This is a genomic window from Lysinibacillus sp. FSL K6-3209 (assembly GCF_037976175.1).
In the GTDB taxonomy this organism is placed as follows: Bacteria; Bacillota; Bacilli; order Bacillales_A; family Planococcaceae; genus Lysinibacillus; species Lysinibacillus sphaericus_D.
Genome location: NZ_CP150264.1, coordinates 930,387 through 955,483, shown reverse-complemented (window position 1 = coordinate 955,483; position 25,097 = coordinate 930,387). Strand labels below are relative to the sequence as shown.

Genomic DNA, 25,097 nt, shown 5'->3' with positions numbered 1-25,097 from the left:
TATAATTGGGTACATCATCTAAAGGGCAAATTGAAGAATTACTCGCTACTATTTTACATCATAGTACAGCGGAGGATGAGGAAGTATTGCTACACTTGCTCAATGGCATTCGCGATAAACAACAAGGCATACATCGACGGTATATAAATGCCGCTTTACATATGGTAGGCAACTTTGAACCAGAAGTGAGTGAAGTACGAATACCTGTTACACCTGTTATTCATAATACTATTAAAGTCCCACATGGAGGAATTATTGCAACAATTGCTGATGCAGCAATGGGAGGATTAGCTTCACGTTCTGTTGCAGAAGGCTTTAATGTTGTGACTACTAACCTTAACATATCTTATATAGCAACTACGACCAACAAAGAATTAATTGCACGAGGACGTTTTGTTCATAAAGGACGACAAACGCTTGTCATGGAATGTGATATCGAGGATGAGACAGGGCGTAAACTGGCGATTGCTACCGCTTCTTTCTTCGTTATTCAGCGCCGTCCGTCTTAACTTCTAAAAAATAATCTTTAATACATTGTTGGTCGGAAAAAGGGAATTTTTGATTTTTTATTTGCTGCGTTTGTTCATGCCCTTTTCCGGCAACAAGAACAATATCTCCTTTTTGCGCTTTTGCCAATGCCTGATGTATCGCTACTTTACGATCCAAAAAAATTTCATAGTATTGCTGTTCAGAGAAACCTGCAATAATACTTTCATTAATGACGATCGGGTCCTCATCACGCGGATTATCAGTCGTTAAAAAAATTACATCTGCATACTTACTTGCCACAGCCCCCATGGCAAATCGTTTTGCCTTATCTCGATTACCGCCACAGCTAAATACAAGATAAATGGTCTTCTTACTATCGAAAGTTTGTAATACAGCCTGCAATGCTTCAGCTGTATGTGCGTAGTCTACATATACATCAATACCGAGCGGGTTATCAATTCGCTCAAGTCTACCCTCCGGAAGCTTTAGCGCCCACATATGCTCAGCAAGTTCATCAATGGAGAAGCCTAGACGCCACACCGCCATTAGTGCAGCTACTGCATTTTGCACATGATACTTTCCAACAAAAGGTATAGCCATGATGTGCTCACTTGCCGTCGTTTGCAGACAGATAACTGTTTTTCCAACAGATTCACTCACAATTTGGATATGTAAATCATTGTGATTGTCAAAACCGAATGAGCATGATTTTTTCTTGTCGTAAATACCAACGGAGCGACAAAAATTATCATCGCCATTTAACACCAATTTTTTCGATAAATCTGCTAGCCTCTTTTTTGCACGCTTATATGCTTCAAGTCCCCCATGGTCTTCTAAATGATCCTCTGATAAATTTAAAAATACGCCACAGTCAATATCACAATGATCTAGTCGATGCTGTTGCAAACCCATTGAAGATGCTTCTAACACAACGTGTGTCACACCTTGACGTACACATTGTTTTAATATAGGATGTAGCTCTTTTGCTTGCAGTGTTGTTAATTGCTCATATTCAGTTTGTTGTTTTTGTCCATTAATAAAAAAGCCTACTGTTCCAATAACTGCTACATTTTTATGTACAGCTTGTAGTAATTGGCTAACAAAATGGCTCACCGTTGTTTTTCCATTTGTTCCTGTAATGGCGATAACTGATAATGCCTCTGCCGGAAAAGCAGCTAGTTTTGCACTTGCATAAGATAAAAACAATGCGGTATTCGGCACCCACACGAAAGGGATATTTTGATCGTTGAATGGTATGGCAATACTTTCCTCGGATACAACGGCCGCTGCACCCCTTGCCAGTGCTTCTTTGACAAAACGATTGCCCGATGTCTTTTTCCCTTTCCGTACAATAAAGATATCTCCAGGCTTCACCGCTTGTGCATAATCCTCAACACCAGTAATTATTGTGCGAATGGATCCACCGGTTACACTACATGGCCAATCTTTCAATAGCTCAGCTAATTGCAAGGTCTCATTCCTCCCTTCAGTTCTCTATCATATGACGGCCTTTATAACGGTGTGACGAAAAATGCAGGTAGCTCCAAGTGCCAATAAAATGCAATCTTGCACATCATGACCTAGAGTAGAGCTATTCAATTTTTAACACAAAAAAAGATTGTCTTGATGTAATCAAGACAATCTCTAAAATTGTGTGAGTGACTGGCACCTTATTATTCTTCTGAATTCTCAACCGATTCTTCACTCGTATCTTTCTCACTGTCATCCTTTTGCTTCGTCGGTTCCATAAAAATTTGGGTATAGTAATTTAAAAAGACACCTGACCCTACTGCCGAATATTTATCATTTAAAATGACTTTACGATGTTCTGGTGAATTTTGCCAACCATGCATTGCTTCAATAGCATCGAAGTACGCGGTCGCTAGATTTTCATTCGCATTATTAAAAACAATACCCTGTGCATCTAAACGTTTCTTTAAATCACCGTTCGTTGGTGATTCATGACCAGAAAAATTTTGTACCTTCATATCTTCACTGTGTAGTTTTGCCACTTCTTCTAATTTTTCATCAAGTTCCAATGGTGCTAAATGGTGATGAGCTCGTGTGACGTTAATTAAATCATCGAGCTGTCTAGCACTTGCTTCATTAATTTCCTGTTGTAAAAAGGAGGATGGAGGTGTTGGACTCACAAGCTCACCTTGATAAATCATTTCATAAGGCTGATGTAGGACTAACGTCTCGCTATCTGTAAAGCGAACGCCTTGTAGCTCACCTGTTTCGCTATCAACATAAAGCTGTGCAAAAAGCCCGTCAAATTTAACGAGTAGTCTTGTCTGCATATCTTCTTCACTCATAGAAAAAATAAAAATATTTTCTCCTACATTCGCTGCCACTTCATAATCAATAATTGTCATTCGGTAAATATCGTCGCGCTTCTGACCAATTTTAAAAGGTGAAGCATCCAACTTATCTCCGGCTATGTATACTTGTGTCACAATATTATTTTGCACACCTAGCATAAAAAATGTTGACACACTTGTGTTATAAACCCACCATTCGTAACCAAATGATGAAGGCTCTTTTCTTGCTGGTTCACCGTATTGTTCTACAATCATCTGAGTTCCTTGTCCAATAAATGTCGACATCCCACTTTGTGGACGGGACATCGCACCTACATCCGGCTGCTCCAGCTCTGTTTTTGGAATAATATTTGAATTGGCATTCGGTCCTTCGAGCGGCTCATTTTCTTTTGCAGTATTAAAGAACATAAAGCCGATAAACGCAATTGTTGCACAGACAATTAAAATGCGAAATAATGCTTTCATACACGACTCCTTTTCTTCACCATTATTGTAAGTTATTATATCAATTGTAAACGTGTTGACACAATGTTGTCATTGCAACAATGTCGAATATGCTCTATTATAAAAATGAGCGTATACTTTGTATAAAAAGCTAAAGGAGGATTATTAGATGTATTTTGAGAACACTAACCTTGAAAATTTAACAGCTGACCAAGAACTGATTGAAAACATTATGAAAAAAAATGGTTTAGAATGTGACGGTGCTTGGGATTACGAACGAATGACTTTTGACCGTCGTTTTGATACTCGTGAAGGTCGTTACTACCTACGTGTATTCGCCTATGCGCAATCTGGTGATGTTGGAGCACACGATGCAGTTCTAACATTAATGAAACCAGTTCTTGGTAAATACTACTATCCACACGGCGTTGAGTATGGTGCAGATGAAGTTTTCCCAGCTCACCTTGTCAAAAAATGTGACGAAATCTTAAACAAAGTAAGATTAGACTTAGAAGCATTCGCAATTGAATCTCCTTCTAATAAAAAAGCATTGGAGCCAGTTAACGCATAATTAGCGCTAACGACTTTCTCGTGAAAGCCAATGCCTTCACCACTTGCATCTTATTAACGACAGAGTTGCTTTGAAGCGACAACAATCTTAAAAAATGCGAGCTTGTCATAACAAATAGATATGTATCAAGAAAAGACTGGTGGTCCAGTCTTTTTTATTTTGAGTAAAAAAAATATTTCTTCTCATACTAACAATATCTTTCAAATGATGTAGGTGAGATTCTTGATACAATTTCTTAAACAACCTTTTTTTCGTCATCCAATAATCGTTATCGCTTTAGGATTGATTATACTTTGGTTTTTATCCTTATCTTTTCCCATACTTCTTGCCTATGTAACTGCATTATTATTAGAACCGCTCATTATCCGTATGAGCAAACGCTTTCGAAAAAAACGAAAAATTATCGTCTCCATTTTTTGGTTATTATTTTTTTGCATAACGCTATTACTATGTATTTTGGTAGGCTTTATAGGCTGGAAACAATTTTCATCAATTATTATTCATATTCCAGATTATCTTAACCAATTATCAGCACTCTGGATTCAAATTCAATCTAAACTAGCTAACTATACGTATCATTTACCTTTAGATCTCGTAACACAAATTCAATTCATGATTGCACGAGCACTTTCTTCCATTGAAAAATTTGCCCTTTCGTTAACAAATATAAATGTTTGGTCATCATTACTGACACATATACCAAATCAATTGTTTGATATTTTTGTTTATTGGATTGTGTTATATATGTTGCTTTTAGATTTACCAGCCATTAATCGAAAACTTCTGACCCCTATCCCCTTTCATTACCAACAAAAAATACTCTTTATTGGGGAACGAGTGAAAGTGGCGTTATTCGGCTTTTTGAAGGCACAATTACTTGTTGGTGTTTGCATTTTTGCAGTAGCCTTAATCGCATTTTACTTGTTAAAAACACCTTTTCCATTAATATTAGCACTTTTACTTGTCGTATTAGATATTATTCCCTTTTTAGACTCGTTTATTTTGCTAGTTCCTTGGGCAATTTACAAAGCTTTTACAGGTGACTATGTCTTTGCTATTGCCTTAATTGCGCTGACAGTCATTCTTTTCTTAATACGACGCATGATTGAACCAAAAATTATTGGAGACAAGATCGGGCTTTCATCACTTTCCACTTTTATCGCAATGTTTGTCGGCTTTAAAATATTTGGATTTCTCGGTATTTTAATCGGTCCTTTACTCGTTGTTGTAGCACTATCTTTATTCAATCAGCCTTCTATAAAAAATCTCCCACCTACGAAAGAGTAAGGAGGGAGATTTTTGCGTTAAAATCCTAAAATTGCTTTAATAACAGACGTTGTTTCACCTGGTTCAAATAGTATATACAGTAACATGTATACCATAACACCTGTGACTGCTACAAAAAACCAAATAATACTAGTGATTGGTCCAATGCGTTTGTGAAGCTTAATGTTCATTTTTAAACCTGAAATAATACTAACAATCCCAAACACTGCCCCAGCAGTTGCTAAAGTAATGTGGAAAATTAGAAAGAATGTATAATAAGGTTTTAAATCCTCACCGCCACCAAACGCTGTATTACCAATAAAGACCGTACGTGAAGCATAGATGATAAAGAAGCAAAGTGCAGCAACACCAGCAGCTAACATAACTTTTTTATGCGCTTCTACTTTTCCCTTTATAATTAAGCCCCAACCAATTGCTACAAGTACTGCACTTATCACGATAAATGATGTACTTATAGTAGGCAAAATTTGCAATTCCATTCACAAAACCCCTTATACAATATAAATTTCACTTATTACAGCTGATGTTGTTCTCTTTCCCATTTCTGTTGGTGTGCTTTTAATGCATCGGCAGTAATTTTATCAGGATCTTTTTGCTCAGAACGATACCATTTTGTAAAGATAGCCCCGATTAATACACCAAAGATAATTTCTTGCAATATTTTCATAAGCACTCCACCAAGTTGCTGATCCGCCACAGGCTTCATATCTGTAAATAGCTCTGGTCCAGATAATGACAAGCTAGATAAAGTGGAGGCCGGTACACATAGCTCCATTGCCTTTAACCAAGCTTCACCACTCGTATACGTTTCATACATCGCATTCGGTGCGAAAATAATTAATGCACACGCAGGTGTAATTAAAACAGCATTGGCAATAATGTAAGCTAGTTTATGCAAGGGTTTCATTTCAGAGCTATTTGGCATTTTTTGAATTAAAGGCCAGTACATTAACACAGCAGAAACAAATAATACAAAAGTATATGTACCATGTAACGTCTCGTTTAATTTAATGTAGTCTAAAACTGACGGTAAATGATAGAAAGAAAATAGACCAATAAAAACAAATATCGCAACCACTGGTAATGTTAACACTTTAAATAATGGTTTGACAACTGGCGCTTCAATTGCAACTTTCCATACCCACCAAGGAATACCCTTAATAAGGAAAATTGGTACAAGTAATAAAAGAATAGCCATTTGCACCATATGCATCGTAAACATGATATGAGCCATAACATCTATTGGAGAGCCTTTTATAATATAAATCGTAATCATTGCCAATACGAAATAAATCGCTTCACCTTTTTTCAGCGGCTCACTGACTTTAAAATCTTTACGCCATTTCGTTGTCACTAAAAAATAAATTGCTGTTATAAAAATGAGAACCCCTATTAAATACGGGCTCCATAAAGCTTGGAAACCAAATATACTAAGTGGCATACTATTAGCGCTCCTTTACCTTATTTCAGCATACATTGCTAACACCTAAAAGTGTAATGCACGCTAAAACATTCTACTTATTTTGGAAACAAACTTCTACAAACAAAGTTAAGCCTCTGGCACATGTCCTAGATTTAAAAAGCAGACACTATAAAATAACACCTATTTATACCGAGACGTAATCAAAACTTCAGTACTCCCATTATAAAACGCTTACAGCTATACTGCAATGAACGAACGGTGAACAATTCACAAGCAATCAATTTCTGTTTATAAACGAAAAAAGCACGTCTCTGCAAATTGCAGAGAACATGCTCATTTTTGGTGATTACCACCAAATAATTGTTAAAAATGCTAAGAAGAATGTAAATGCGATTAAAATCCCCATCCACATAAAGAAAGCAATCACACCACCGAAGTGTGTTTTTTTGTCTTCTAAGTGCATGAAAGCATAAAGTTGTAGGACAACTTGAACGCCAGCAAGCAATAGAACAAATGGAGCTATAAAGTATTTAGAAAAACCAGCTGCAACGACAGCGAACGCGATAAATGTTAAGAAAATCATAATCGCAAAGTTGATTACTTGTTTACGCATATGAACGGCATTATGATGACGATCATATTCAAATTGAGCTTGAGACTTAGCAACTACAGGTGTATCATGTGATGACATATTATCCGATCACTCCCATCAAGTATACTGCTGTAAAGATAAATACCCAAACTACGTCAATAAAGTGCCAGTATAAGGCAGCCACGAAGAACTTAGGTGCATTATACAAGTTAAGACCACGTTTAGCGTTACGGATAAGTAAAGTTGTAATCCAAACTAACCCTAAAGATACGTGGAAACCGTGTGTACCTACTAGCGTATAGAACGCAGTTGCGAATGCAGATTGGTCAAATGTGAAACCAAGATGCACATAGTGTTGGAACTCATAAATTTCTAGGGCAAGGAAACCAAGACCTAAAAGTAAAGTGATGGCTAACCAAGTTTGCATACCTTTGTAATTAAAATTACGCATATGGTAAATTGCATAAACTGAAGTTAGTGAAGATGTTAATAATAACATCGTCATGGCAAATGCTAACGGTAATTCAAATAAACCTTGTGTTGTGAACTCCATGCCAGCTGGCCCTTTGTTCTTAAGTGCTAAATAAGTAGCAAATAAACTTGCGAAAAGCACAACTTCACAGGCAAGGAAAATCCAGAATCCAACGATTTTATTTTTACCTTCCATCGTTGCTTGTTCAGGATGGTCTGGCCAAGTATGAGGAGTAAATTTAGTATTGTAATCCATTATTTATTTCCTCCTTTACCGTAAAGTTGTTCTTCAATTTCAAGAATGTCTTCTTTGTGTAAGTGGAAACCGTGATCGTCTTTCACAGAACGGACAATCATTGCACCAAATGTAATAGCAAGACCGATAATTAACACATAAATTGACCATGGTTTATCAGCATCTGTATTATAAAGAGCACCAAATGCTGCGATAAATAAACCTAAAGAAATAACGAATGGAATTGCAGAGTTGTTTGGCATATGGATATCACCAATTGGCTCAGCAAATGTCACTTCTTTATTACCTTCTTGTTTTTCAATCCACCATGGATCTAGACCACGAACAAGTGGTGTTTGACGGAAGTTGTAGAATGGAATTGGTTGTGGAATTGACCATTCTAAAGTACGACCATCGCCCCATGGATCGCGACCTGCTGGTTTACCTTTGATAGACATTAAGCAGTTGATTACCATTAAGATAACCCCTACACCCATCATCAATGCACCGATTGTAGAAATATAGTTGAACTGATCCCAACCTTGACCTTCCATGTAAGTGAATACGCGACGTGGCATACCCATTAAACCTAAGAAGTGTTGCACGAAGAATGTTAAATGGAATCCGATAAAGAATACCCAGAAAGTCAATTTACCAAGCGCTTCGTTTAACATACGGTTGAAGAAAATTGGCCAGTAGAAGTGCGCTGAACCGAATAAAGCCGTAACGATACCACCAACGATTACGTAGTGGAAGTGAGCAACGATAAAGTAAGAATCGTGTAATTGGTAGTCAAGTGGAGCAGATGCTTGCATTACCCCAGTAACACCACCCGCAACGAATGACGGGATGAAACCAAGTGCATATAGCATTGGTGTCGTAACTTTAATAGATCCGCCCCAAATAGTTAAGATCCAGTTGAATACTTTCATACCTGTTGGAACGGCGATTGCCATTGTTGCAACAGCGAAGATTGCGTTCGCAGTTGGCCCAAGACCAGTTGTGAACATGTGGTGAGCCCAAACCATGAAGCCTAGGAAACCAATTAAAATTGTTGCGAATACCATTGAAGAGTATCCGAATAGACGCTTACGAGAGAATGCTGGGATAATTTCCGAGAATAAACCGAAAGCTGGTAATACTAAAATATATACTTCTGGGTGTCCGAAGATCCAGAATAAGTGTTCCCAAATTACTGTGTTACCACCCATTGTATGGTCAAAGAAGTTACCACCGAACATACGGTCAACTAACATCATTAATAAACCAATTGTTAATGGAGGGAATGCGAATAAGATTAATGCACTCGCTACTAATGTAGTCCAAGTGAATAATGGCATACGCATAAATGTCATACCTGGAGCACGCATTGTAATAATCGTAACGATAAAGTTAAGACCTGAAATTAACGTACCTGCCCCTGAAATTTGTAAACCAAGTACATAGAAGTCAATACCATGACCTGGAGAATATAAAGATAATGATGCATAAGATGTCCAGCCCGCATCAGGAGCGCCACCCATAAAGAATGACAGGTGAAGGAATACAGCACCTAGGAAGAACAACCAGAACCCTAACGAGTTAAGGAACGGGAATGCAACGTCACGTGCACCAATTTGTAATGGTACAAGCATGTTCATAAATGCGAATAGTAATGGAGTCGCAGCAAGGAATAACATTGTTGTTCCGTGCATCGTTAATAATTCATTGAAAAAACCAGCTGACACGAAATCGTTATTTGGTTTCATTAACTGAATACGCATTAATAACGCTTCAAAACCAGCGATAGCGAAGAACAATGTACCGGCTAATAAATACATTACAGCTAACTTTTTATGGTCAACAGTTGTAATGTAATCCCAGACAGCTGCTCCAAAGCCCTTTTTCTGTGTATATGAGCTCACAACTTTTACCTCCCTCAAAGTTTGTTACATAAACAAAAATTATTTCTCTACTGATAAGCCCATGATGTAAGTTGCAAGAGCTTGAATTTCTTCATCAGTTAAATCACCATAGACTGGTGCAGTACCTTCAGGATTCATCATTAAGTTACCTGGTTTGAATTCTCCTGGATTTTTAATCCATGCTTTTAAGCTTTCTTCATTATGTTCTAAGAAACCTGCAACTCGGTTACGGTCACCGAATGTAGTTAAGTTAGGACCAACGCCGCCAGTACCGCCTACGCCAGATACAGCGTGACAAGCTAAACAGCTGTTAGCAAATGTTGCTTCACCTAGATCAGTTGAATCTTTAGAAGCAGTTTGTCCTTCAGTTGCTTTCATGTTTGCTACCCAAGCATCGAATGCTTCTGGGCTAACTGTTTTTACTTTAAAGTCCATTAGTGCGTGTGAAGGGCCACATAGCTCAGCACATTTACCATAGAATACGCCATCTTTAAGATCTGCTGATTCTTTATCAAATACTAAGTAGAATTTGTTTAAGTTTTCTACGTTCGTATCCATTTTACCGCCAATCGCGGGAATCCAGAATGAGTGCTTAACATCAGCAGCTTTTAAGTTAAAGTAAACTTTTTGACCTGTTGGTACAACTAATTCTTGAGCTGTTACAATCCCTTGGTTAGGGTATTCGAACTCCCACCAGTATAATTTTGCAGTTACGTTTACTGTTAGAGCCGTTTTGTTACCTGCTTCATCTACTTCGTCCATTGCAGCAACATCTGCAAATTTATAAGTAGCTGTAACAACCGGTACAGATAAGATTAATAATAAAATAATAGGAATAACTGTCCAAATTACTTCAAGTGTGTGACTACCTTCTACTTGCTTAGGAATAACATTTTCGCCTACTTTTGAACGGCGGAACTTTAAGAATGCAAGTAAATAGATAACAGATACTACAACTATAACTAACGTCATAATTCCAGTAGCCAACAATAATAGGTTGAATTGTTCTTTACCTACTTGACCAGATGGTTTCAGTGCAGAAATATAATCTTCACCACAACCTGAAAGGAAAACCATCATCACTGCTAGAAGTGAAAAAAGACGCCACTTTTTAAGCCCTTTCATCATAGCTTAATTAAACCCCTCTTTCTTTGTTGTATTTTCATGTGTACCTAGGACATTGGTTCTGTCTATATGAATTCTTGTGAAAGAAAGAATCCCTAAATTTAGCTGAACACCGCAAATATTATAATTGCCACAAATAAGATCGTCATATGATTCAATGAGTAAATAAACATTTTATTTGCCCATTTCATATCATCTTTTGTGGTAAAGCCCTTTAAAGCTAGTATTAACCAGCCTAAGTTCAAAGTAGTCGCAAGCACTAAAAATCCAATTCCAAGCTCAGGTAATAGGAACGGTAACGGGAATAATAAAAGAATCCAGAAAAACATTGAGTACTTCGTTCGTTTAAAACCTTTCACTACTGGTAGCATTGGAATATTAGCTGCACGATATTCTTCAGTACGTTTCATAGCAAGCGCATAAAAATGCGGTGGTTGCCATGCAAACATAATAAGAAAGAGAGCAAGTGCTCCTGGGCCGAGTGCAGGTTCAACTGCTGCAAATCCAATTACAGGTGGAATCGCCCCCGAAATACTTCCGACTATCGTGTTACTAACATGCTTCCTTTTTGACCACATTGAATACAGAACAACATAAGCGAATATTCCTACTAGTCCCCACATGCCGGCTGCAAATGATGCCGTAAATAACAAAATTTCACCTACAATTAAAAATGAGAGGGCAATGGTCAATACAAAATTCGGCTTAAATCTACCTGTAACTGTCGGTCTTGACTTCGTTCGTTTCATAATGGGATCAATATCTCGGTCAATGAAATTATTCATTGCACCAGAACCGCCAATTATTAATGCAGCACCCAGCATGATACAAACGATGACATTAAGCTCTTGCAAGAAATGTCTACCAGTAAACTGAAATGCCAGCCACATCCCTGTAAACGTTGTGACAAGATTCGAGTTAACGATCCCAATTTTTATCAAAGCTAAGAAATCTTTTACAACAGATGTTGATTCTGGATCAGTGTTTCTAGTAGCCGATAACGTACGACCGTTTGACATGTTACCTCTCCTTTCATTTTTGTAAGCATATTCCGCTAACAATAACTATAGCGAAATTTGCGATTGATTTCTAGACGTTTAGTGAAATTTAGATGAAGTTGTAAAAATTAGCTTTGTCTAGAAATATAATTAAAAACAACATATCTATAGTAAAACATTTTCTAAAATGAATTGTGAAGGTTAAAGTACGAAATTATGAACAATTTGTGAAATGGAATCGACATCTAATACTCCCTTCTCTTTACAAGTTGTATTTTAATTGTATTTTAGATATCATCTAGTAGCAGAAACATTACTTTCATGTAATATTGATAGATAAAGTAGGTGACTCATTTTATGCAACACAACAGGTATATGAAGTGGTTTGCTGTTGCCGCTACAGTGGGAATGCTCCTTATTTTACTTGGCGGGGCACTCGTTACAAAAACAGATAGTGGCTTGGGCTGTGGTCGAAACTGGCCAGATTGCAATGGTTCTCTTATCCCAAAAGAAATTACAACAGAAGTTTTAATTGAATTCTCCCATCGTCTTGTTACAGGAGTCGTATCCATCTCAATTCTCGTTCTAACAATTTGGACATGGCGGAAACTTGGTCATATTCGTGAAGTAAAATTTTTAGGTTTTTTATCGATGTTCTTCTTAATTGCACAGGCACTTATTGGAGCAGCTCAAGTATTATGGGGACAAGGAGACTTCATTCTCGCTTTGCATTTTGGAATCTCACTTATTTCTTTTGCAGCCGTTCTGATTCTTTCTATGATTGTATTTGAAGTTGATCGGAAGTTTGATGCTGATAACGTATTTATTGGGAAAAAACTACGTTGGCATACAATTGCTGTCACAATTTATTCTTATTTAGTCGTTTATACAGGGGCACTTGTTCGACATACAGATTCTAGTTTAGTATGTCCTGACTGGCCATTTTGCTACAACGAAACACCGTTTGCTCAACCTAACAATATGTACGAATGGGTTCAAATGGGACATCGACTGGCAGCTATCATTATTTTCATTTGGATTACATACATAACTTGGCACGCTATAAAAGAATACAAACAACAACGTGTTATTTATTATGGCTGGATTACTGCTTTCATCATCGTTATTCTACAAGTTCTAGCAGGTATGTTAGTAGTCCTTACTCGATTGAATTTAACAGTAGCTTTATTACACTCATTGTTCATTTCACTTTTATTCGGCCTTCTTTGTTACATGATTATGCTCGTAGCACGTAGCAACTATAATGAAAAAAATAAATAACTAAAAAGATTCGGCACGTTGCTGTCGAATCTTTTTTATTTTCCATCACATCCTTCCTCCTAACCTCAAAATAATGCGTGGCTTTAATTTTTGCGAAGAAACAACTGGATTATATTATTTTTTTGATGTCTTCGTAGTTAACAAATAGGCACCTTCAGCAATAAAACGGTAGACAATTACAACCTATTTGTGGCTAAGTCAGTGCAATGGCTAAAGACGCTGAATGTCGAGAAAGAAAGTGGGCTTTAATGCTCTTTTCAAACCATCTGTTTTGAAAATGGATTTATAACACACCTTAAGCACTTTCTACTACAAAGAAAAAAGGTTATTAGTGCGCTACAATAGCTACTAATAACCTTTTTTTATCGTTAATTATTCAATTTCAATTAATAAATCACCTGTTGAAATGGCATCTCCCGCACTTGCGTATACCTCTTTCACTATACCATCTTTTGGTGCCTGTACAGTTGTTTCCATTTTCATGGCTTCGGTAATTAACAAGTGGTCACCACGTTTGACAGGGCTGCCTTTAGATACAACGACTTTTAATACAGTCCCTGGCATTGTTGCCCCAATTTGGTTCGGATTGCTTGGATCTGCCTTCAAGGCTATGCTACCATCCACTTCTACCGTCATATCTTGAATGACAAGCTCACGCGATTGACCATTTAATTCAAAGTAAATAACACGTGTACCATCATGCTGTGGTTCACCTATTGATACCAGCTTAATAATTAATGTTTTGCCCTTTTCGATTTCTACTTCAATTTCTTCGCCTAGCTTTAAGCCATATAAAAACGTTGGCGTATCTAGCACTGAAATATTACCGAAGGACTCTAGCGTTTTCGCATACTCATCAAATACTTTCGGGTAAAGTGCATAAGCGAGTATATCTTTCTTCGTAACAGGACGATTTAATTTATCCGCCAATACTTCCTCAAGCTGCTCAAAGTCAACCGCCTCTAACAGTTCACCTGGACGAACAGTAATTGGTTCACGCTCTTTCAATACCACTTTCTGAAGTGCCGCTGGGAAGCCCCCGTGTGGTTGCCCTAAATAACCTTGGAAAAATTCAATAACAGAATCCGGGAAATCAATCGTTTTCCCTCTAGATATAACGGTTTCTTCATTTAATTCGTTTTGCACCATAAATAATGCCATATCACCGACTACTTTAGATGACGGTGTCACTTTCACAATGTCTCCAAATAATAGGTTGACACGTGAATACATGCGTTTTACTTCATCCCAGCGATCGCCTAAGCCAACAGCCTTTGCTTGTTGTTGCAAGTTACTGTATTGACCACCTGGCATCTCATGGACATAAATTTCAGAATGAGGACTAATCATGCCACTTTCGAAATCTTTATAGTATTTACGCACATCTTCCCAGTAATAAGAAAGCTTTTCAAGCGATTCAATTTCTGCACGAATTTCACGTTTGCTACCCTTCATCGCATAATATAACGAGTTAGCACTTGGCTGTGACGTTAAACCTGCCATTGCACCGAGTGCAGTATCTAAAATATCTACCCCAGCCTCGATGGCTTTTGCATATAAATAAATTCCATTGCCACTTGTATCATGTGTGTGCAAATGAATTGGTAGGTTTGTCGCCTCTTTAAGCTCCGATATTAAGCGGTAAGCAGCTTCCGGCTTTAACAACCCAGCCATATCCTTAATCGCTAAAATATGGGCTCCTGACGCCTCTAGCGACTTCGCCATATCTTTGTAATACTGTACGGAGTATTTTGCACGTCCGTCATCTAAAATATCACCTGTGTAGCAAATCGCAGCCTCTGCAATTTTCCCTGCATCTCTTGCCGCATCAATGGCAACTTCCATCCCTTTAATCCAGTTTAAGCTATCGAAAATACGGAAGACATCAATACCCGATGCAGCCGACTCGGCAATAAACGCTCGAATTAAATTATCAGGATAGTTCGTGTAGCCTACAGCATTCGCCCCACGCAATAGCATTTGGAACAGTACATTCGGTATTTGCTCACGTAGTTTCGCTAAGCGCTCCCATGGATCTTCCTTTAAAAAACGATACGCTACATCAAACGTTGCACCGCCCCACATTTCTAGCGAGAAGAAGTTATGCATCATACGTGCTGTTTCATCTGCAATTTGATACATATCTTGTGAACGCACACGCGTAGCTAATAAGGATTGATGTGCATCGCGGAACGTTGTATCTGTTAATAACACTTCATCCTGTTGTAAAATCCACTGTACTAAACCGTTTGCACCTTGCTCATCTAAAATTTGCTTTGTACCTGATAACGGCTGCCCATTCAAATCTACAAGTGGCTTAATCGGCTGAGAGAATATAGGCTTGGCCTTGTTTTCCACCCCTGGAAAACCATTTAACGTCACATTACCGATATAACTTAACAGCTTTGTCCCGCGGTCTTGTCGCACAGGGAAATTGAATAATTCAGGCGTTGTATCAATAAAGCTCGTGTCAAACGAACCTTCTAAGAAATTTTTATGCGTTACTACATTATTTAAAAATGGAATATTCGTTTTTACCCCGCGAATACGAAATTCTTTTAAGTTACGGTCCATTTTCGCAGCCGCTTCTTTAAAGGTCATACCTGATGTTGAAATTTTCACAAGCAATGAATCATAATACGGTGTAACAACGGCACCTTGGAATCCGTTCCCTGCATCTAAACGAACGCCAAAGCCACCACTTGAACGATATACCATTAACTTCCCTGTATCTGGCATAAAATCATTCGCTGGATCTTCCGTTGTCACACGTGCTTGAATCGCATAACCAATCATCGGAATATTCGCTTGTTGCGGTATGTGTATTTCTTCGCTATGCAAGCTGTAGCCTGCCGCTACCTTAATTTGCGCATGGACGATATCAATGCCTGTAATCATTTCCGTAATTGTATGCTCTACTTGAATTCGAGGGTTTACCTCGATGAAATAAAAGTCATCGCCCGCAACTAAAAATTCAACTGTCCCTGCATTTATGTACGAGACATTTTTCATTATTTGAACTGCTGCATCACAAATTCTATTTCTTAAATTTTCTGAAATTGAATTTGATGGCGCAATCTCTACAACCTTTTGATGGCGACGTTGAATCGAACAATCACGCTCATATAAATGCACAATATTACCCATTTTATCGCCTATAATTTGGACTTCAATATGTTTTGGGTGAAGTATGCATTTTTCTACATACACTTCATCAGACCCAAAAGCTGCTTTTGCCTCTGATTTGGCACGTTCGTAAGCAGATGCAACATCGTCCTTTGTTTGCACAACACGCATGCCGCGTCCACCGCCACCTAAAGAAGCTTTAATCATAAGCGGGTATCCATATTGTTCACCAAAAGCTTGTACTTCTTCTACTGAAGCAACTGGACCATCCGTACCCGGAATAACAGGAATATCTGCGTTAATGGCTTGTTCACGCGCTTTTACCTTATCTCCAAACATATCTAAATGTTGTGAAGTTGGACCGATAAATAAAATGCCCTCTTCCTCACAACGACGTGCAAATTCCACGTTTTCTGATAAAAAACCATACCCTGGATGAATCGCATCAACGCCTGCATCCTTAGCGATTGCAATGATGCCTTCAATATCTAAATACGCATCGATTGGTTTCTTGCCTGCCCCTACTAAATAAGCTTCATCCGCTTTAAAGCGATGGAATGCTCCACTGTCCTCACGTGAATAAATAGCGACTGTGTGAATGTTGAGCTCCGTACACGCACGGAAAATTCGAATTGCAATTTCTCCCCGATTGGCTACAAGGATTTTGTTGATTGATTCCATAGGTATCCCCCTTATGTTTGTGATTTCCTTCTTTCTACCTTTTCGAACATGGAAACATTAATCAATATCCCCATAGCTAAAGATAGCAAAATTATAGATGTCCCGCCGTAACTAATGAAAGGCAGCGTGACACCGGTTAACGGGATTAACCCGGTTACACCCCCAAGATTAATAAACGATTGCCAGGCAATCCAGCTCGCAATCCCAGCAGCAATCATACGTGCTAGTGGATCTTTTGTTCGCAATGCAATGGAAAAACCTTTATATACAATAAATCCTAAACCACCTAAGACGATTAGAACTCCCCAAACACCAAGTTCCTCCATTACAATCGCCATAATAAAATCGGTTTGTGGCTCAGGCAAATAACCTAATTTTTGAATAGATTGACCGAGTCCTCTACCTTCTAGACCGCCACCGCCAATTGCATAATAGCTATTGACAACTTGGTGACCCACTCCATTTTCAAAATCAAATGGATTAAAATAAGATTCGATACGTCCTTTACGGTTCCCTTTTAATAATTCACCTTTAAATAGCCAGAGCATGCCTAGAATAGCTGTACCAAATGCACCTAAAACACCAAAAAACTTCCAAAACGTTTTAAAAGGAATACCACTTGCTGCGACCACAGATACAGCGATACCACATAAAATAATAACTGCCCCTAAATCTGTTTCAAAGGCTACACCAGCTACAACAAGTATCCACAGGAAAATCGGATAAAAAATCTCTGTTGGCTGAAGCTTTTCAAATGTATATTTTTGAGATTTCCGATAAAATGCTGCTGCAAAATATAAAATTATAAATAGTTTCGCATATTCGGAAGGCTGGAAATTCCCCAATCCTGGTACACTAATCCAACTTTGAGAGCCTACTTCCTCTGCCCCATTACCAGCTACTTTTACCCAAGTAAAGAGCACAATTAACACAATCGTCAGTAACAACATAATATTCTTATTTGCATAATGCTTATAAGGGAAAAATGCTGCGGCCACAAATCCTAAAGACGCGACTGCTAAGTTAATGAGTTGTTTTTGATAAAAATAATCAGGTGCTTGTTCTTTGTGGACGATTGCCACCATCATACTTGAGCTATAAATCATTACTAAGCCAAATAAACTTAACAACAAAACCGTAAAAAATAATGGGTAATCAAAATTTTGAGCATATCGTTTTAAGTATTGTTTCATTGGAAAACCTCGTTCTAGAAAAAAAACTCAAATCGCAAGCAGCGTTTGAGTTTTTTCTTTTTATTTGTCTGTATACGCGTCATGTAGTACAGAAAGTTCCTTCTCGAGTGAGTCGAGAATGGCCTTGCCTTTTTCGCGTTCAATCAGTCCAAGCTTCACAGCAAAGTCAATTTCACGTGAAAGGCCGAACATTTGTGTATCTAATACTTCTTCATATAAAGGGCATTGTGGCATCGTTAAATGATCCATTTGTACTCGAATGAGGCGAGCAATTTTATCTGCATCAGCAACTAAAAGCTCCAAAGCCTTCTCTTGAAAGGAAGTTTGTGATTTCGTATCCATGAGGACGCCCCCATTATCTGATATTTCTTCGATTCTATCTTAATAAAGTTTATCTTTTAGTCGGTAAAATTGCAAGTGTCTTCGTTGGAAAATAAACAATCCGAATTATATTTCTTTATTATCTCCTTGCATTAGCGTTATACTAATTCATGGATATACAAGATTTGAGGAGGATTTCTATTATGGAAACAATTATTCCTATTAAGGGTGCAGTTTCGTATCAACTAACATTAGATCCAACAGTTTGGATTTTTGACGATCGTAAATTAGACTTAAATACGTACTTCCATGCAAGTGAAGTAGAGGAAGATGCGGATACAAAATATATGCGCGAAGTCGGTGCTCACTGGTCACGTGAAATCATGGAAGGTGCTACTTTCCCACCAACATTAAAATCAGAACGAAAATTCGACCGCAAAGGAATGGAAACGGGCACGTTCGGTATCGAATTAAGTCACTTCTTGAAAAATGCTGAAGTTAAACCCGAAGCGACAAAAATCGTCATTGAATGCAAAAACGGGGAAGAACATGCATTTACAATTGAAGAAGCACAGACATTAATTTTTAAATACAGTCAGGACGGCAAACCTTTAACCGAAGATGGACCCGTTCATGTATTATTTGGAGACGGCTCCAATGTAGATAGCCCTATCAAAAATGTGTTAGCCATTCGTGCGGAATAGGGAGGGAATGCGATGCGCGTAAAATGTGTCATTTGCGATACTATTAACCAGTTAGATGATGATTTACCGTTAGCAAAAAAACTACGTAATCGTCCGATTCATACGTATATGTGCGACACATGCCATGATCGAATTAAGGAAAATACAGTGGCACGTATTGAAACGGGAAATTTCCGCTTTTACCGTACCTCACCACAAATGGACAAAGAATTTTAAGTGACAGGCACTCATACAATTTAAAAAGCGCTCGCCTCTAGCAGATTTAACAGTACAAAACGCAAAACCCTATTCATACAGGTTTTGCGTTTTTTACTTAACCATTATTTTTGATAATCACTTTTTCCAGCAATTCGACAACTTGATACATAATTGTCGCGAAGAAAGCGATAATGAGCAGTGACATAAGGACAAGATTAAAGTTAAATACTTGGAAGCCATAAATAATTAAATAACCAAGCCCCTTGGAGGCAACTAAAAACTCACCGACAATCACACCAACCCATGACAAACCAACATTCACTTTCAGAGTCGAAATAATTGTAGGAAAAGAAGCAGGCAAAATCACCTCTTTAAAAGTTTGCCAACGAGTTGCCCCAAAAGTTTGTAACACTTTACTGTAATTGGGATCGACACCTTTAAAAGCAGTGTACACAACAATGGTAGTAATGATGATAGATATTAGTGCACCCATTGCAATAATCGAAAAATAACCTGGTCCAAGTGCAACGATTAAAATCGGCCCCAACGCCACTTTTGGCATGGCATTTAATATTACTAAATACGGATCTAAAATTTTGGATAACATCGGAGACCACCAGAGGACAGTTGCAATCAAGGTCCCTAATAATGTTCCGGCAATAAAGCCGATAATCGTCTCCATTAACGTCACACCAACATGTAATGTGAGTGAGCCGTCGCTTACTTTTTCAATAAACGTTTGCCATACATAGGTTGGTGAGCTAAAGATTAAACGGTCAATCCATTCAAGCCTCGAGAGCAGCTCCCACCCCCCAAAAAAGACCAGTAAAATAATGATTTGATATAGACGAACGAAGCGCTTTTCCTTCTTTAGCAATTGTTGATATTGTTTAAACAATGTATTATCCAAGACTCTCCAGCTCCTTCCAAATCGTTTGGAATACATCTGAATAAGCTGGATGTTGCCTTACATCGAACGGAGATAATTGTTGTAACTCAGAAGGTATTTCAAACACTTTGTGTAACATGCCTGGATTAGCCGAGAAAAGAAATACCCTTTCACTCATAGCAATTGCCTCACCAATATCATGTGTGACAAGAATCGCCGTTTTCTGATAGGCCTTTAGTGTTTCAACAACTAAATCTTCAAGCTTTAACTTAGATTGATAATCGAGCGCTGAAAAAGGTTCATCTAGCAATAATATTTTCGGATTAACCGCTAAAGTCCTTGCAAGTGCTACGCGTTGACGCATTCCTCCGGATAATTCCCTCGGATAATAACTTCCGACATGTGGCAACCCAATTTCATGTAAGAGCGCATTGGCCGTTACTTTATGCGTTTTATTATCCCGCTGCATGATTTTCAAACCAATGGTGACATTGTCCTCAATCGTTTTCCACGGGAATAGATAATCTTGTTGGAGCATGTAGCCGATAAGTGCCTGATTATGTGGCGCAATAATTTCGCCATCAATAAAAACCTTGCCTTCCGTTGCAGGAAACAACCCCGCAATAATGGACAAGAGTGTCGTTTTTCCACAGCCACTTGGTCCTATAAAAGAAACAAACTCCCCTTCACGAATATCTAGATTAATATCTCTTAAAACTTCCTTTGCCTGCGTACTAGAAAAATAACTATGGTGAACATGATCTAGTTTTAAAAATTCCATTTACTCTGCAGCCTTTTTTGCAAACTTTGTATTCACAAGCTCTTCATATTTTACTCGTTGAGGAAGTTCACCTGCTTCCTCCATAATTGTTTGTAAGTTATCCCACTCTTCTTCATCCAAAATTGGATCTGTTGCATAAGAGCCTTGTGATTTATAACGTTCGACCACCGTCTCAATTAACGCTACATCAACATTTTCAAAATACGGCTGAATTATTTTTGCCACTTCTGCCGCACTTTTCTCTTGTACAAAATCTTGTGCTCGCTTCAGCGCATTAGTAAATCCTTGCGCTGTTTTAGCATCATCCTTTAAGTAACTACTTTTCGCCATAAAGGACGTGTATGGTAAATGGCCTGATTCCGTGCCAAATGAAGCAACAATATAACCTTTCCCTTCTTTTTCAAACACACTCGCTGTCGGTTCAAACAACTGAACATAATCTCCTGTTCCAGAAGCAAAGGCTGTAGCGATATTTGCAAAATCAATATTTTGAATAAGTGTTAAATCTTTCGTAGGATCAATACCATGCTTTTTCAAGACAAATTCGCCAGCCATTTGTGGCATTCCACCTTTACGTTGCCCTAAAAATGTAGATCCTTTCACATCTTCCCATGAAAAATTATCCATCTTTTCACGGGCTACTAAAAATGTTCCATCTGTTTGTGTTAATTGTGCAAAGTTTTGAATCGGATCGTTCGCACCTTGAGCTGTTACATAAATGGATGTTTCTGAGCCAACTAAGGCAATATCAATGCCATCTGAAAGTAACGCTGTCATCGTTTTATCGCCACCGGCAATCGTTTGTAGCTCAACAGAAAGTCCTTCCTCTTCAAAAAAACCTTTTTCCAGCGCTACATATTGCGGAGCATAGAAAATCGAGCGCGTCACTTCTCCGACCTTTACTTTTTCTAGCTCCGCTTTATTACACGCTGCCAATGAAAGGAGCAACAAAGCAATACTACTAAATAACAAACCTTTTTTAAGCCAACGCATTCCATTTCCTCCTTGATTGATAAATAGCCTATCGAGACTAACTTATTCACGTTAGAAGATTTAGGTGCCAACCATTTTGTCATATGTCATTCAATTGATTGAACATAGATGCACAGCTGTTCTTTCATAGGTAGATTGCCTAAGACGTAAAAATTTTCTCTATTAAAGAAAAAAAGCCCTAGCAAATAAATGCTAAGACTTTTTTATGCCCTTAAAACTTAAGGTAAGTTTTATGGTAAAGGAGCCAAGCTACTATCATTGATTGGCAGCTTGTTGCTCTTCTCTTTTTTCTCGCCACATACGTGTTTTGTATACAATCAAAATTAACGCCGCTACGATGAGGCCTTCAATCATAGGTAGGAATAACGCGAAAAATGTCAACATAATACACCCCAAAAATAGGAACACATAAATGACAATATTTTGAGATAGCTTTAACTTTTTTGCAAAGCCTAATTTATAGACAATTGCAGAAAGTACAAAGACAAGAAGAAATACAACATAGCCTGCAACTTCATAGCTTGGTAAATTTTCATACAGAAATCTTGTAATACCAGCCATTCTCCCATAAACCTTTGTTGTTTCCTCTGCATTTGTTGATGCAGCAACTTGAATAACATTTAGTTCACCCAATAAAGCGGACTTTATATCCAAGACTCCCTCTCCCTTTCATATCAGCGGAAAATTATTGTTCAGCGTTTTTTAATTTTTTCGCTGCTTTCTCACGTTCGTTTTTATCTAGAATTTTTTTACGAAGGCGAATTGATTCAGGTGTGATTTCTAAGTACTCATCATCACCTAGGTATTCAAGCGCTTCTTCTAGAGATAAAATACGTGGTTTTTTAATAACATTCGTTTGGTCTTTATTTGCTGAACGGATGTTTGTTTTTTGTTTCATTTTTGTAATATTTACAGTGATATCAGCGTCACGAGTATTTTCGCCAACAATCATACCTTCGTAAATGTCTGTACCTGGCTCCAAGAATAGTGTACCACGGTCTTCAATCTGCATCATACCATAAGTTGTTGATTTACCAGTTTCCATTGAAACTAGTACACCTTGGTGACGACCACCAATTTTCCCTGGTAATAATGGTTGGTAGCAATCAAACGTATGGTTGATAATACCGAAACCTTTTGTCATCGACATAAATTCAGTTGTATAACCGATTAATCCACGAGCTGGTACTAAGAACGTTAAACGCACTTGTCCACTGCCGTTGTTCACCATATCAAGCATTTCACCTTTACGAGTACCGATAGATTCAATAATAGAACCAACATTTTCTTCAGGTACATCGATTTGAACACGTTCGAATGGTTCACATTTAACACCATCGATTTCACGCACGATTACTTGTGGTTTTGATACTTGTAATTCAAAACCTTCACGACGCATATTTTCAATCAGGATTGATAAGTGAAGCTCACCACGACCTGAAACTGTCCAAGCATCTGGAGAATCCGTATCTTCAACGCGTAAAGATACGTCTGTTTGTAATTGAGCACGTAAACGCTCTTCTACTTTACGAGAAGTAACCCATTTCCCTTCACGACCTGCAAATGGAGAATTGTTTACTAAGAAAGTCATTTGTAAAGTTGGCTCATCGATACGTAAAGGCGTAAGCGCTTCTTGATGTTCAACAGGGCAAACTGTTTCTCCTACGTTGATATCTTCCATACCAGAAACGGCGATTAAGTCACCAGCTTTTGCTGTCTCAACTTCTTCACGTTTTAAGCCGAAGAAACCAAAGATTTTTGTTACACGGAAGTTTTTCACTGTACCGTCTAATTTCATCAGAGCAACTTGTTGACCTACAGAAATTGTTCCGCGGAATACGCGACCAATTCCGATACGTCCAACGAAGTCATTATAGTCAAGTAAAGCTACTTGGAATTGTAATGGTTCTTCTGAGTTATCAACTGGCGCTGGGATAGCTTCAATAATTTTTTCAAATAGACATTTCATATTTTCTTCTTGTTTAGATGGATCAGCATCTAAAGAAGCCGTACCATTTACACCTGAAGCATACACTACTGGGAAGTCTAATTGATCGTCATCTGCACCTAATTCGATGAATAACTCTAATACTTCATCTACTACTTCAAGTGGACGAGCTGAGTCTTTATCTACTTTGTTCACTACTACAATCGGTGTTAACTTTTGCTCTAACGCTTTTTTCAGTACGAAGCGTGTTTGCGGCATACAACCCTCATACGCATCGACAACTAGTAAAACGCCATCTACCATTTTTAAAATACGTTCTACCTCACCACCAAAGTCGGCGTGTCCAGGCGTATCAAGGATGTTGATACGAGTTCCGTTATAGTTGACAGCAGTATTTTTTGCTAATATTGTAATACCACGTTCACGTTCGATATCGTTAGAGTCCATTGCACGTTCTTCAACACGTTCGTTTGAACGGAATGTACCAGATTGTTTTAATAATTGGTCGACTAAGGTAGTTTTACCATGGTCAACGTGGGCGATAATTGCGATATTGCGAAGATCTTGACGTAAGTTTGTCATTATTCCACTCCATATTCTTTTTTCGAATGTTTAACTGTGATATTATAGCACAAGAAGGATGTAAATGTCCTTATTAGAATTTCTATCATTCTAAAAAAATATTTTTAATCACAATTTTACTATAAATTAGGAGGCTCGGTTATGAATCGCGGAAAAATCGTAATGGCCATTTATGCACTAGCAGCTGTGCTAGCAATGTGTTCTATCGGGTATTCAGTAGCAGCAAGTAATATTTGGGGAGTAATAGCAGGTATTGTCGCTACTTGTGTCATTTTCATGACAGCTTTTAAAATGAAGCGTAAACTTCGCGAACAAGGCTTACTTTAATGTTAGTATTTGCTTTCTAACAACCTATATGTGTCCAAAATGACACAATATCACAGAAGGAGCTATCCAATATTGGACAGCTCCTTCTGTGATATTGTGCAAAAAAAGAGGCATTGTCCATGATAGACAACGCCTCTTTTGGCTATCTATTATTAATATTGCTCAATAAAATTGTTAAATGCTTAGCTACTATTCTTCCCAGTCTGCACGCAA

Annotated in this window: 24 protein-coding genes; 7 read left to right on the top strand and 17 right to left on the bottom strand. The window is 38.0% G+C overall.

The window, feature by feature from the left end; genetic code table 11:
* Positions 1-5: 5 nt before the first annotated feature.
* Positions 6-509, top strand: coding sequence for a PaaI family thioesterase (locus MHH88_RS04495; RefSeq protein ID WP_339261687.1), 504 nt, complete (start codon positions 6-8; stop codon positions 507-509).
* Here MHH88_RS04495 and MHH88_RS04490 read toward each other — a convergent pair.
* Both MHH88_RS04490 and MHH88_RS04485 read right to left on the bottom strand, forming a co-directional pair.
* Positions 487-1,959, bottom strand: coding sequence for a UDP-N-acetylmuramoyl-L-alanyl-D-glutamate--2,6-diaminopimelate ligase (locus MHH88_RS04490; protein ID WP_103977331.1), 1,473 nt, complete (start codon positions 1,957-1,959; stop codon positions 487-489). The genes MHH88_RS04495 and MHH88_RS04490 overlap by 23 nt on opposite strands.
* Positions 1,960-2,162: 203 nt before the next feature.
* Entirely contained in the window at positions 2,163-3,275 is a 1,113-nt protein-coding gene (locus tag MHH88_RS04485; protein WP_069510301.1) for a CAP domain-containing protein, read from the bottom strand.
* A gap of 148 nt (positions 3,276-3,423) precedes the next feature.
* On the opposite strand from MHH88_RS04485, the gene MHH88_RS04480 reads away from it, so the two are divergent.
* Both MHH88_RS04480 and ytvI read left to right on the top strand, forming a co-directional pair.
* Positions 3,424-3,825, top strand: coding sequence for a YugN family protein (locus MHH88_RS04480; RefSeq protein ID WP_024362169.1), 402 nt, complete (start codon positions 3,424-3,426; stop codon positions 3,823-3,825).
* Positions 3,826-4,047: 222 nt separating this feature from the next.
* Positions 4,048-5,112 (top strand): sporulation integral membrane protein YtvI, encoded by a 1,065-nt coding sequence (gene ytvI / locus MHH88_RS04475; protein ID WP_103977332.1) that lies wholly within the window; start codon positions 4,048-4,050, stop codon positions 5,110-5,112.
* Between the two features lie 17 nt (positions 5,113-5,129).
* Here the strand turns inward: ytvI and MHH88_RS04470 are convergent, their stop codons facing one another.
* From MHH88_RS04470 to cyoE, 7 genes are all read right to left on the bottom strand, one after another.
* Complete coding sequence (locus tag MHH88_RS04470; protein WP_069510303.1) at positions 5,130-5,591, bottom strand: DUF420 domain-containing protein; 462 nt, start codon at positions 5,589-5,591, stop codon at positions 5,130-5,132.
* Between the two features lie 35 nt (positions 5,592-5,626).
* Entirely contained in the window at positions 5,627-6,553 is a 927-nt protein-coding gene (ctaG, locus tag MHH88_RS04465) for a cytochrome c oxidase assembly factor CtaG (RefSeq protein ID WP_103977333.1), read from the bottom strand.
* A gap of 328 nt (positions 6,554-6,881) precedes the next feature.
* Complete coding sequence (locus MHH88_RS04460) at positions 6,882-7,226, bottom strand: cytochrome C oxidase subunit IV family protein (protein ID WP_069510307.1); 345 nt, start codon at positions 7,224-7,226, stop codon at positions 6,882-6,884.
* Position 7,227: 1 nt separating this feature from the next.
* Positions 7,228-7,854 (bottom strand): cytochrome c oxidase subunit 3, encoded by a 627-nt coding sequence (locus MHH88_RS04455; protein WP_024362174.1) that lies wholly within the window; start codon positions 7,852-7,854, stop codon positions 7,228-7,230.
* A complete protein-coding gene (ctaD, locus tag MHH88_RS04450; protein WP_069510309.1) occupies positions 7,854-9,737 on the bottom strand; it encodes a cytochrome c oxidase subunit I in 1,884 nt (627 codons plus the stop codon). The genes MHH88_RS04455 and ctaD overlap by 1 nt, the downstream gene beginning before the upstream one ends.
* Before the next feature lie 39 nt (positions 9,738-9,776).
* Positions 9,777-10,865: a cytochrome c oxidase subunit II gene (gene coxB, locus MHH88_RS04445; protein ID WP_339261686.1), complete on the bottom strand. Its 1,089-nt coding sequence runs from the start codon at positions 10,863-10,865 to the stop codon at positions 9,777-9,779.
* A 98-nt stretch (positions 10,866-10,963) separates the two neighbouring features.
* The gene (cyoE, locus tag MHH88_RS04440) at positions 10,964-11,881 is read right to left on the bottom strand and encodes a heme o synthase (RefSeq protein ID WP_024362177.1); all 918 of its coding nucleotides are present in this window, start codon (positions 11,879-11,881) and stop codon (positions 10,964-10,966) included.
* Positions 11,882-12,217: 336 nt separating this feature from the next.
* On the opposite strand from cyoE, the gene MHH88_RS04435 reads away from it, so the two are divergent.
* Positions 12,218-13,141, top strand: a complete 924-nt coding sequence (locus MHH88_RS04435; RefSeq protein ID WP_069510314.1) for a heme A synthase — start codon at positions 12,218-12,220, stop codon at positions 13,139-13,141.
* A 372-nt stretch (positions 13,142-13,513) separates the two neighbouring features.
* Here the strand turns inward: MHH88_RS04435 and pyc are convergent, their stop codons facing one another.
* From pyc to MHH88_RS04420, 3 genes are read right to left on the bottom strand one after another with little or no spacing between them, the layout of a single operon-like run.
* A complete protein-coding gene (gene pyc / locus MHH88_RS04430) occupies positions 13,514-16,948 on the bottom strand; it encodes a pyruvate carboxylase (RefSeq protein ID WP_339261685.1) in 3,435 nt (1,144 codons plus the stop codon).
* 11 nt (positions 16,949-16,959) lie between these two features.
* Positions 16,960-18,141 carry an FtsW/RodA/SpoVE family cell cycle protein gene (locus MHH88_RS04425; protein ID WP_069510316.1) on the bottom strand — a complete coding sequence of 394 codons (1,182 nt, stop codon included), beginning with the start codon at positions 18,139-18,141 and terminating at the stop codon, positions 16,960-16,962.
* Positions 18,142-18,201: 60 nt separating this feature from the next.
* Entirely contained in the window at positions 18,202-18,483 is a 282-nt protein-coding gene (locus MHH88_RS04420) for a YlaN family protein (RefSeq protein WP_024362181.1), read from the bottom strand.
* Between the two features lie 182 nt (positions 18,484-18,665).
* Here MHH88_RS04420 and MHH88_RS04415 point away from each other — a divergent pair, with 182 nt between their 5' ends.
* Both MHH88_RS04415 and MHH88_RS04410 read left to right on the top strand, forming a co-directional pair.
* Entirely contained in the window at positions 18,666-19,166 is a 501-nt protein-coding gene (locus tag MHH88_RS04415; RefSeq protein WP_069510318.1) for a hypothetical protein, read from the top strand.
* A gap of 12 nt (positions 19,167-19,178) precedes the next feature.
* The gene (locus tag MHH88_RS04410) at positions 19,179-19,382 is read left to right on the top strand and encodes a YlaI family protein (protein WP_024362183.1); all 204 of its coding nucleotides are present in this window, start codon (positions 19,179-19,181) and stop codon (positions 19,380-19,382) included.
* A gap of 97 nt (positions 19,383-19,479) precedes the next feature.
* Here the strand turns inward: MHH88_RS04410 and MHH88_RS04405 are convergent, their stop codons facing one another.
* The 5 genes from MHH88_RS04405 to typA form a co-directional block, all read right to left on the bottom strand.
* Complete coding sequence (locus MHH88_RS04405) at positions 19,480-20,274, bottom strand: ABC transporter permease (protein ID WP_081327894.1); 795 nt, start codon at positions 20,272-20,274, stop codon at positions 19,480-19,482.
* Positions 20,267-21,034 (bottom strand): ABC transporter ATP-binding protein, encoded by a 768-nt coding sequence (locus MHH88_RS04400; RefSeq protein ID WP_069510322.1) that lies wholly within the window; start codon positions 21,032-21,034, stop codon positions 20,267-20,269. Before MHH88_RS04400 ends, MHH88_RS04405 begins: the two co-directional genes overlap by 8 nt.
* The gene (locus MHH88_RS04395) at positions 21,035-22,027 is read right to left on the bottom strand and encodes an ABC transporter substrate-binding protein (RefSeq protein ID WP_069510325.1); all 993 of its coding nucleotides are present in this window, start codon (positions 22,025-22,027) and stop codon (positions 21,035-21,037) included.
* Positions 22,028-22,282: 255 nt separating this feature from the next.
* Positions 22,283-22,681, bottom strand: a complete 399-nt coding sequence (locus MHH88_RS04390; protein ID WP_024362187.1) for a YlaH-like family protein — start codon at positions 22,679-22,681, stop codon at positions 22,283-22,285.
* A gap of 31 nt (positions 22,682-22,712) precedes the next feature.
* Positions 22,713-24,557, bottom strand: a complete 1,845-nt coding sequence (gene typA, locus MHH88_RS04385; protein WP_025218736.1) for a translational GTPase TypA — start codon at positions 24,555-24,557, stop codon at positions 22,713-22,715.
* Between the two features lie 141 nt (positions 24,558-24,698).
* Between typA and MHH88_RS04380 the strand changes: the two genes are divergently transcribed.
* A complete protein-coding gene (locus tag MHH88_RS04380; RefSeq protein WP_024362189.1) occupies positions 24,699-24,884 on the top strand; it encodes a DUF5325 family protein in 186 nt (61 codons plus the stop codon).
* Positions 24,885-25,097 lie beyond the last annotated feature (213 nt).

Bases quoted from the DNA above. Each gene is read 5' to 3' on its own strand.
- ctaG (WP_103977333.1), bottom strand. From the start codon at position 6,553: ATGCCACTTAGTATATTTGGTTTCCAAGCTTTATGGAGCCCGTATTTA.
- MHH88_RS04400 (WP_069510322.1), bottom strand. From the start codon at position 21,034: ATGGAATTTTTAAAACTAGATCATGTTCACCATAGTTATTTTTCTAGT.
- MHH88_RS04380 (WP_024362189.1), top strand. From the start codon at position 24,699: ATGAATCGCGGAAAAATCGTAATGGCCATTTATGCACTAGCAGCTGTG.
- coxB (WP_339261686.1), bottom strand. From the start codon at position 10,865: ATGATGAAAGGGCTTAAAAAGTGGCGTCTTTTTTCACTTCTAGCAGTG.
- MHH88_RS04395 (WP_069510325.1), bottom strand. From the start codon at position 22,027: ATGCGTTGGCTTAAAAAAGGTTTGTTATTTAGTAGTATTGCTTTGTTG.
- MHH88_RS04485 (WP_069510301.1), bottom strand. From the start codon at position 3,275: ATGAAAGCATTATTTCGCATTTTAATTGTCTGTGCAACAATTGCGTTT.
- MHH88_RS04480 (WP_024362169.1), top strand. From the start codon at position 3,424: ATGTATTTTGAGAACACTAACCTTGAAAATTTAACAGCTGACCAAGAA.
- typA (WP_025218736.1), bottom strand. From the start codon at position 24,557: ATGACAAACTTACGTCAAGATCTTCGCAATATCGCAATTATCGCCCAC.
- MHH88_RS04425 (WP_069510316.1), bottom strand. From the start codon at position 18,141: ATGAAACAATACTTAAAACGATATGCTCAAAATTTTGATTACCCATTA.
- MHH88_RS04460 (WP_069510307.1), bottom strand. From the start codon at position 7,226: ATGTCATCACATGATACACCTGTAGTTGCTAAGTCTCAAGCTCAATTT.
- pyc (WP_339261685.1), bottom strand. From the start codon at position 16,948: ATGGAATCAATCAACAAAATCCTTGTAGCCAATCGGGGAGAAATTGCA.
- MHH88_RS04420 (WP_024362181.1), bottom strand. From the start codon at position 18,483: ATGGATACGAAATCACAAACTTCCTTTCAAGAGAAGGCTTTGGAGCTT.
- MHH88_RS04470 (WP_069510303.1), bottom strand. From the start codon at position 5,591: ATGGAATTGCAAATTTTGCCTACTATAAGTACATCATTTATCGTGATA.
- MHH88_RS04455 (WP_024362174.1), bottom strand. From the start codon at position 7,854: ATGGATTACAATACTAAATTTACTCCTCATACTTGGCCAGACCATCCT.
- MHH88_RS04410 (WP_024362183.1), top strand. From the start codon at position 19,179: ATGCGCGTAAAATGTGTCATTTGCGATACTATTAACCAGTTAGATGAT.
- MHH88_RS04435 (WP_069510314.1), top strand. From the start codon at position 12,218: ATGCAACACAACAGGTATATGAAGTGGTTTGCTGTTGCCGCTACAGTG.
- cyoE (WP_024362177.1), bottom strand. From the start codon at position 11,881: ATGTCAAACGGTCGTACGTTATCGGCTACTAGAAACACTGATCCAGAA.
- MHH88_RS04415 (WP_069510318.1), top strand. From the start codon at position 18,666: ATGGAAACAATTATTCCTATTAAGGGTGCAGTTTCGTATCAACTAACA.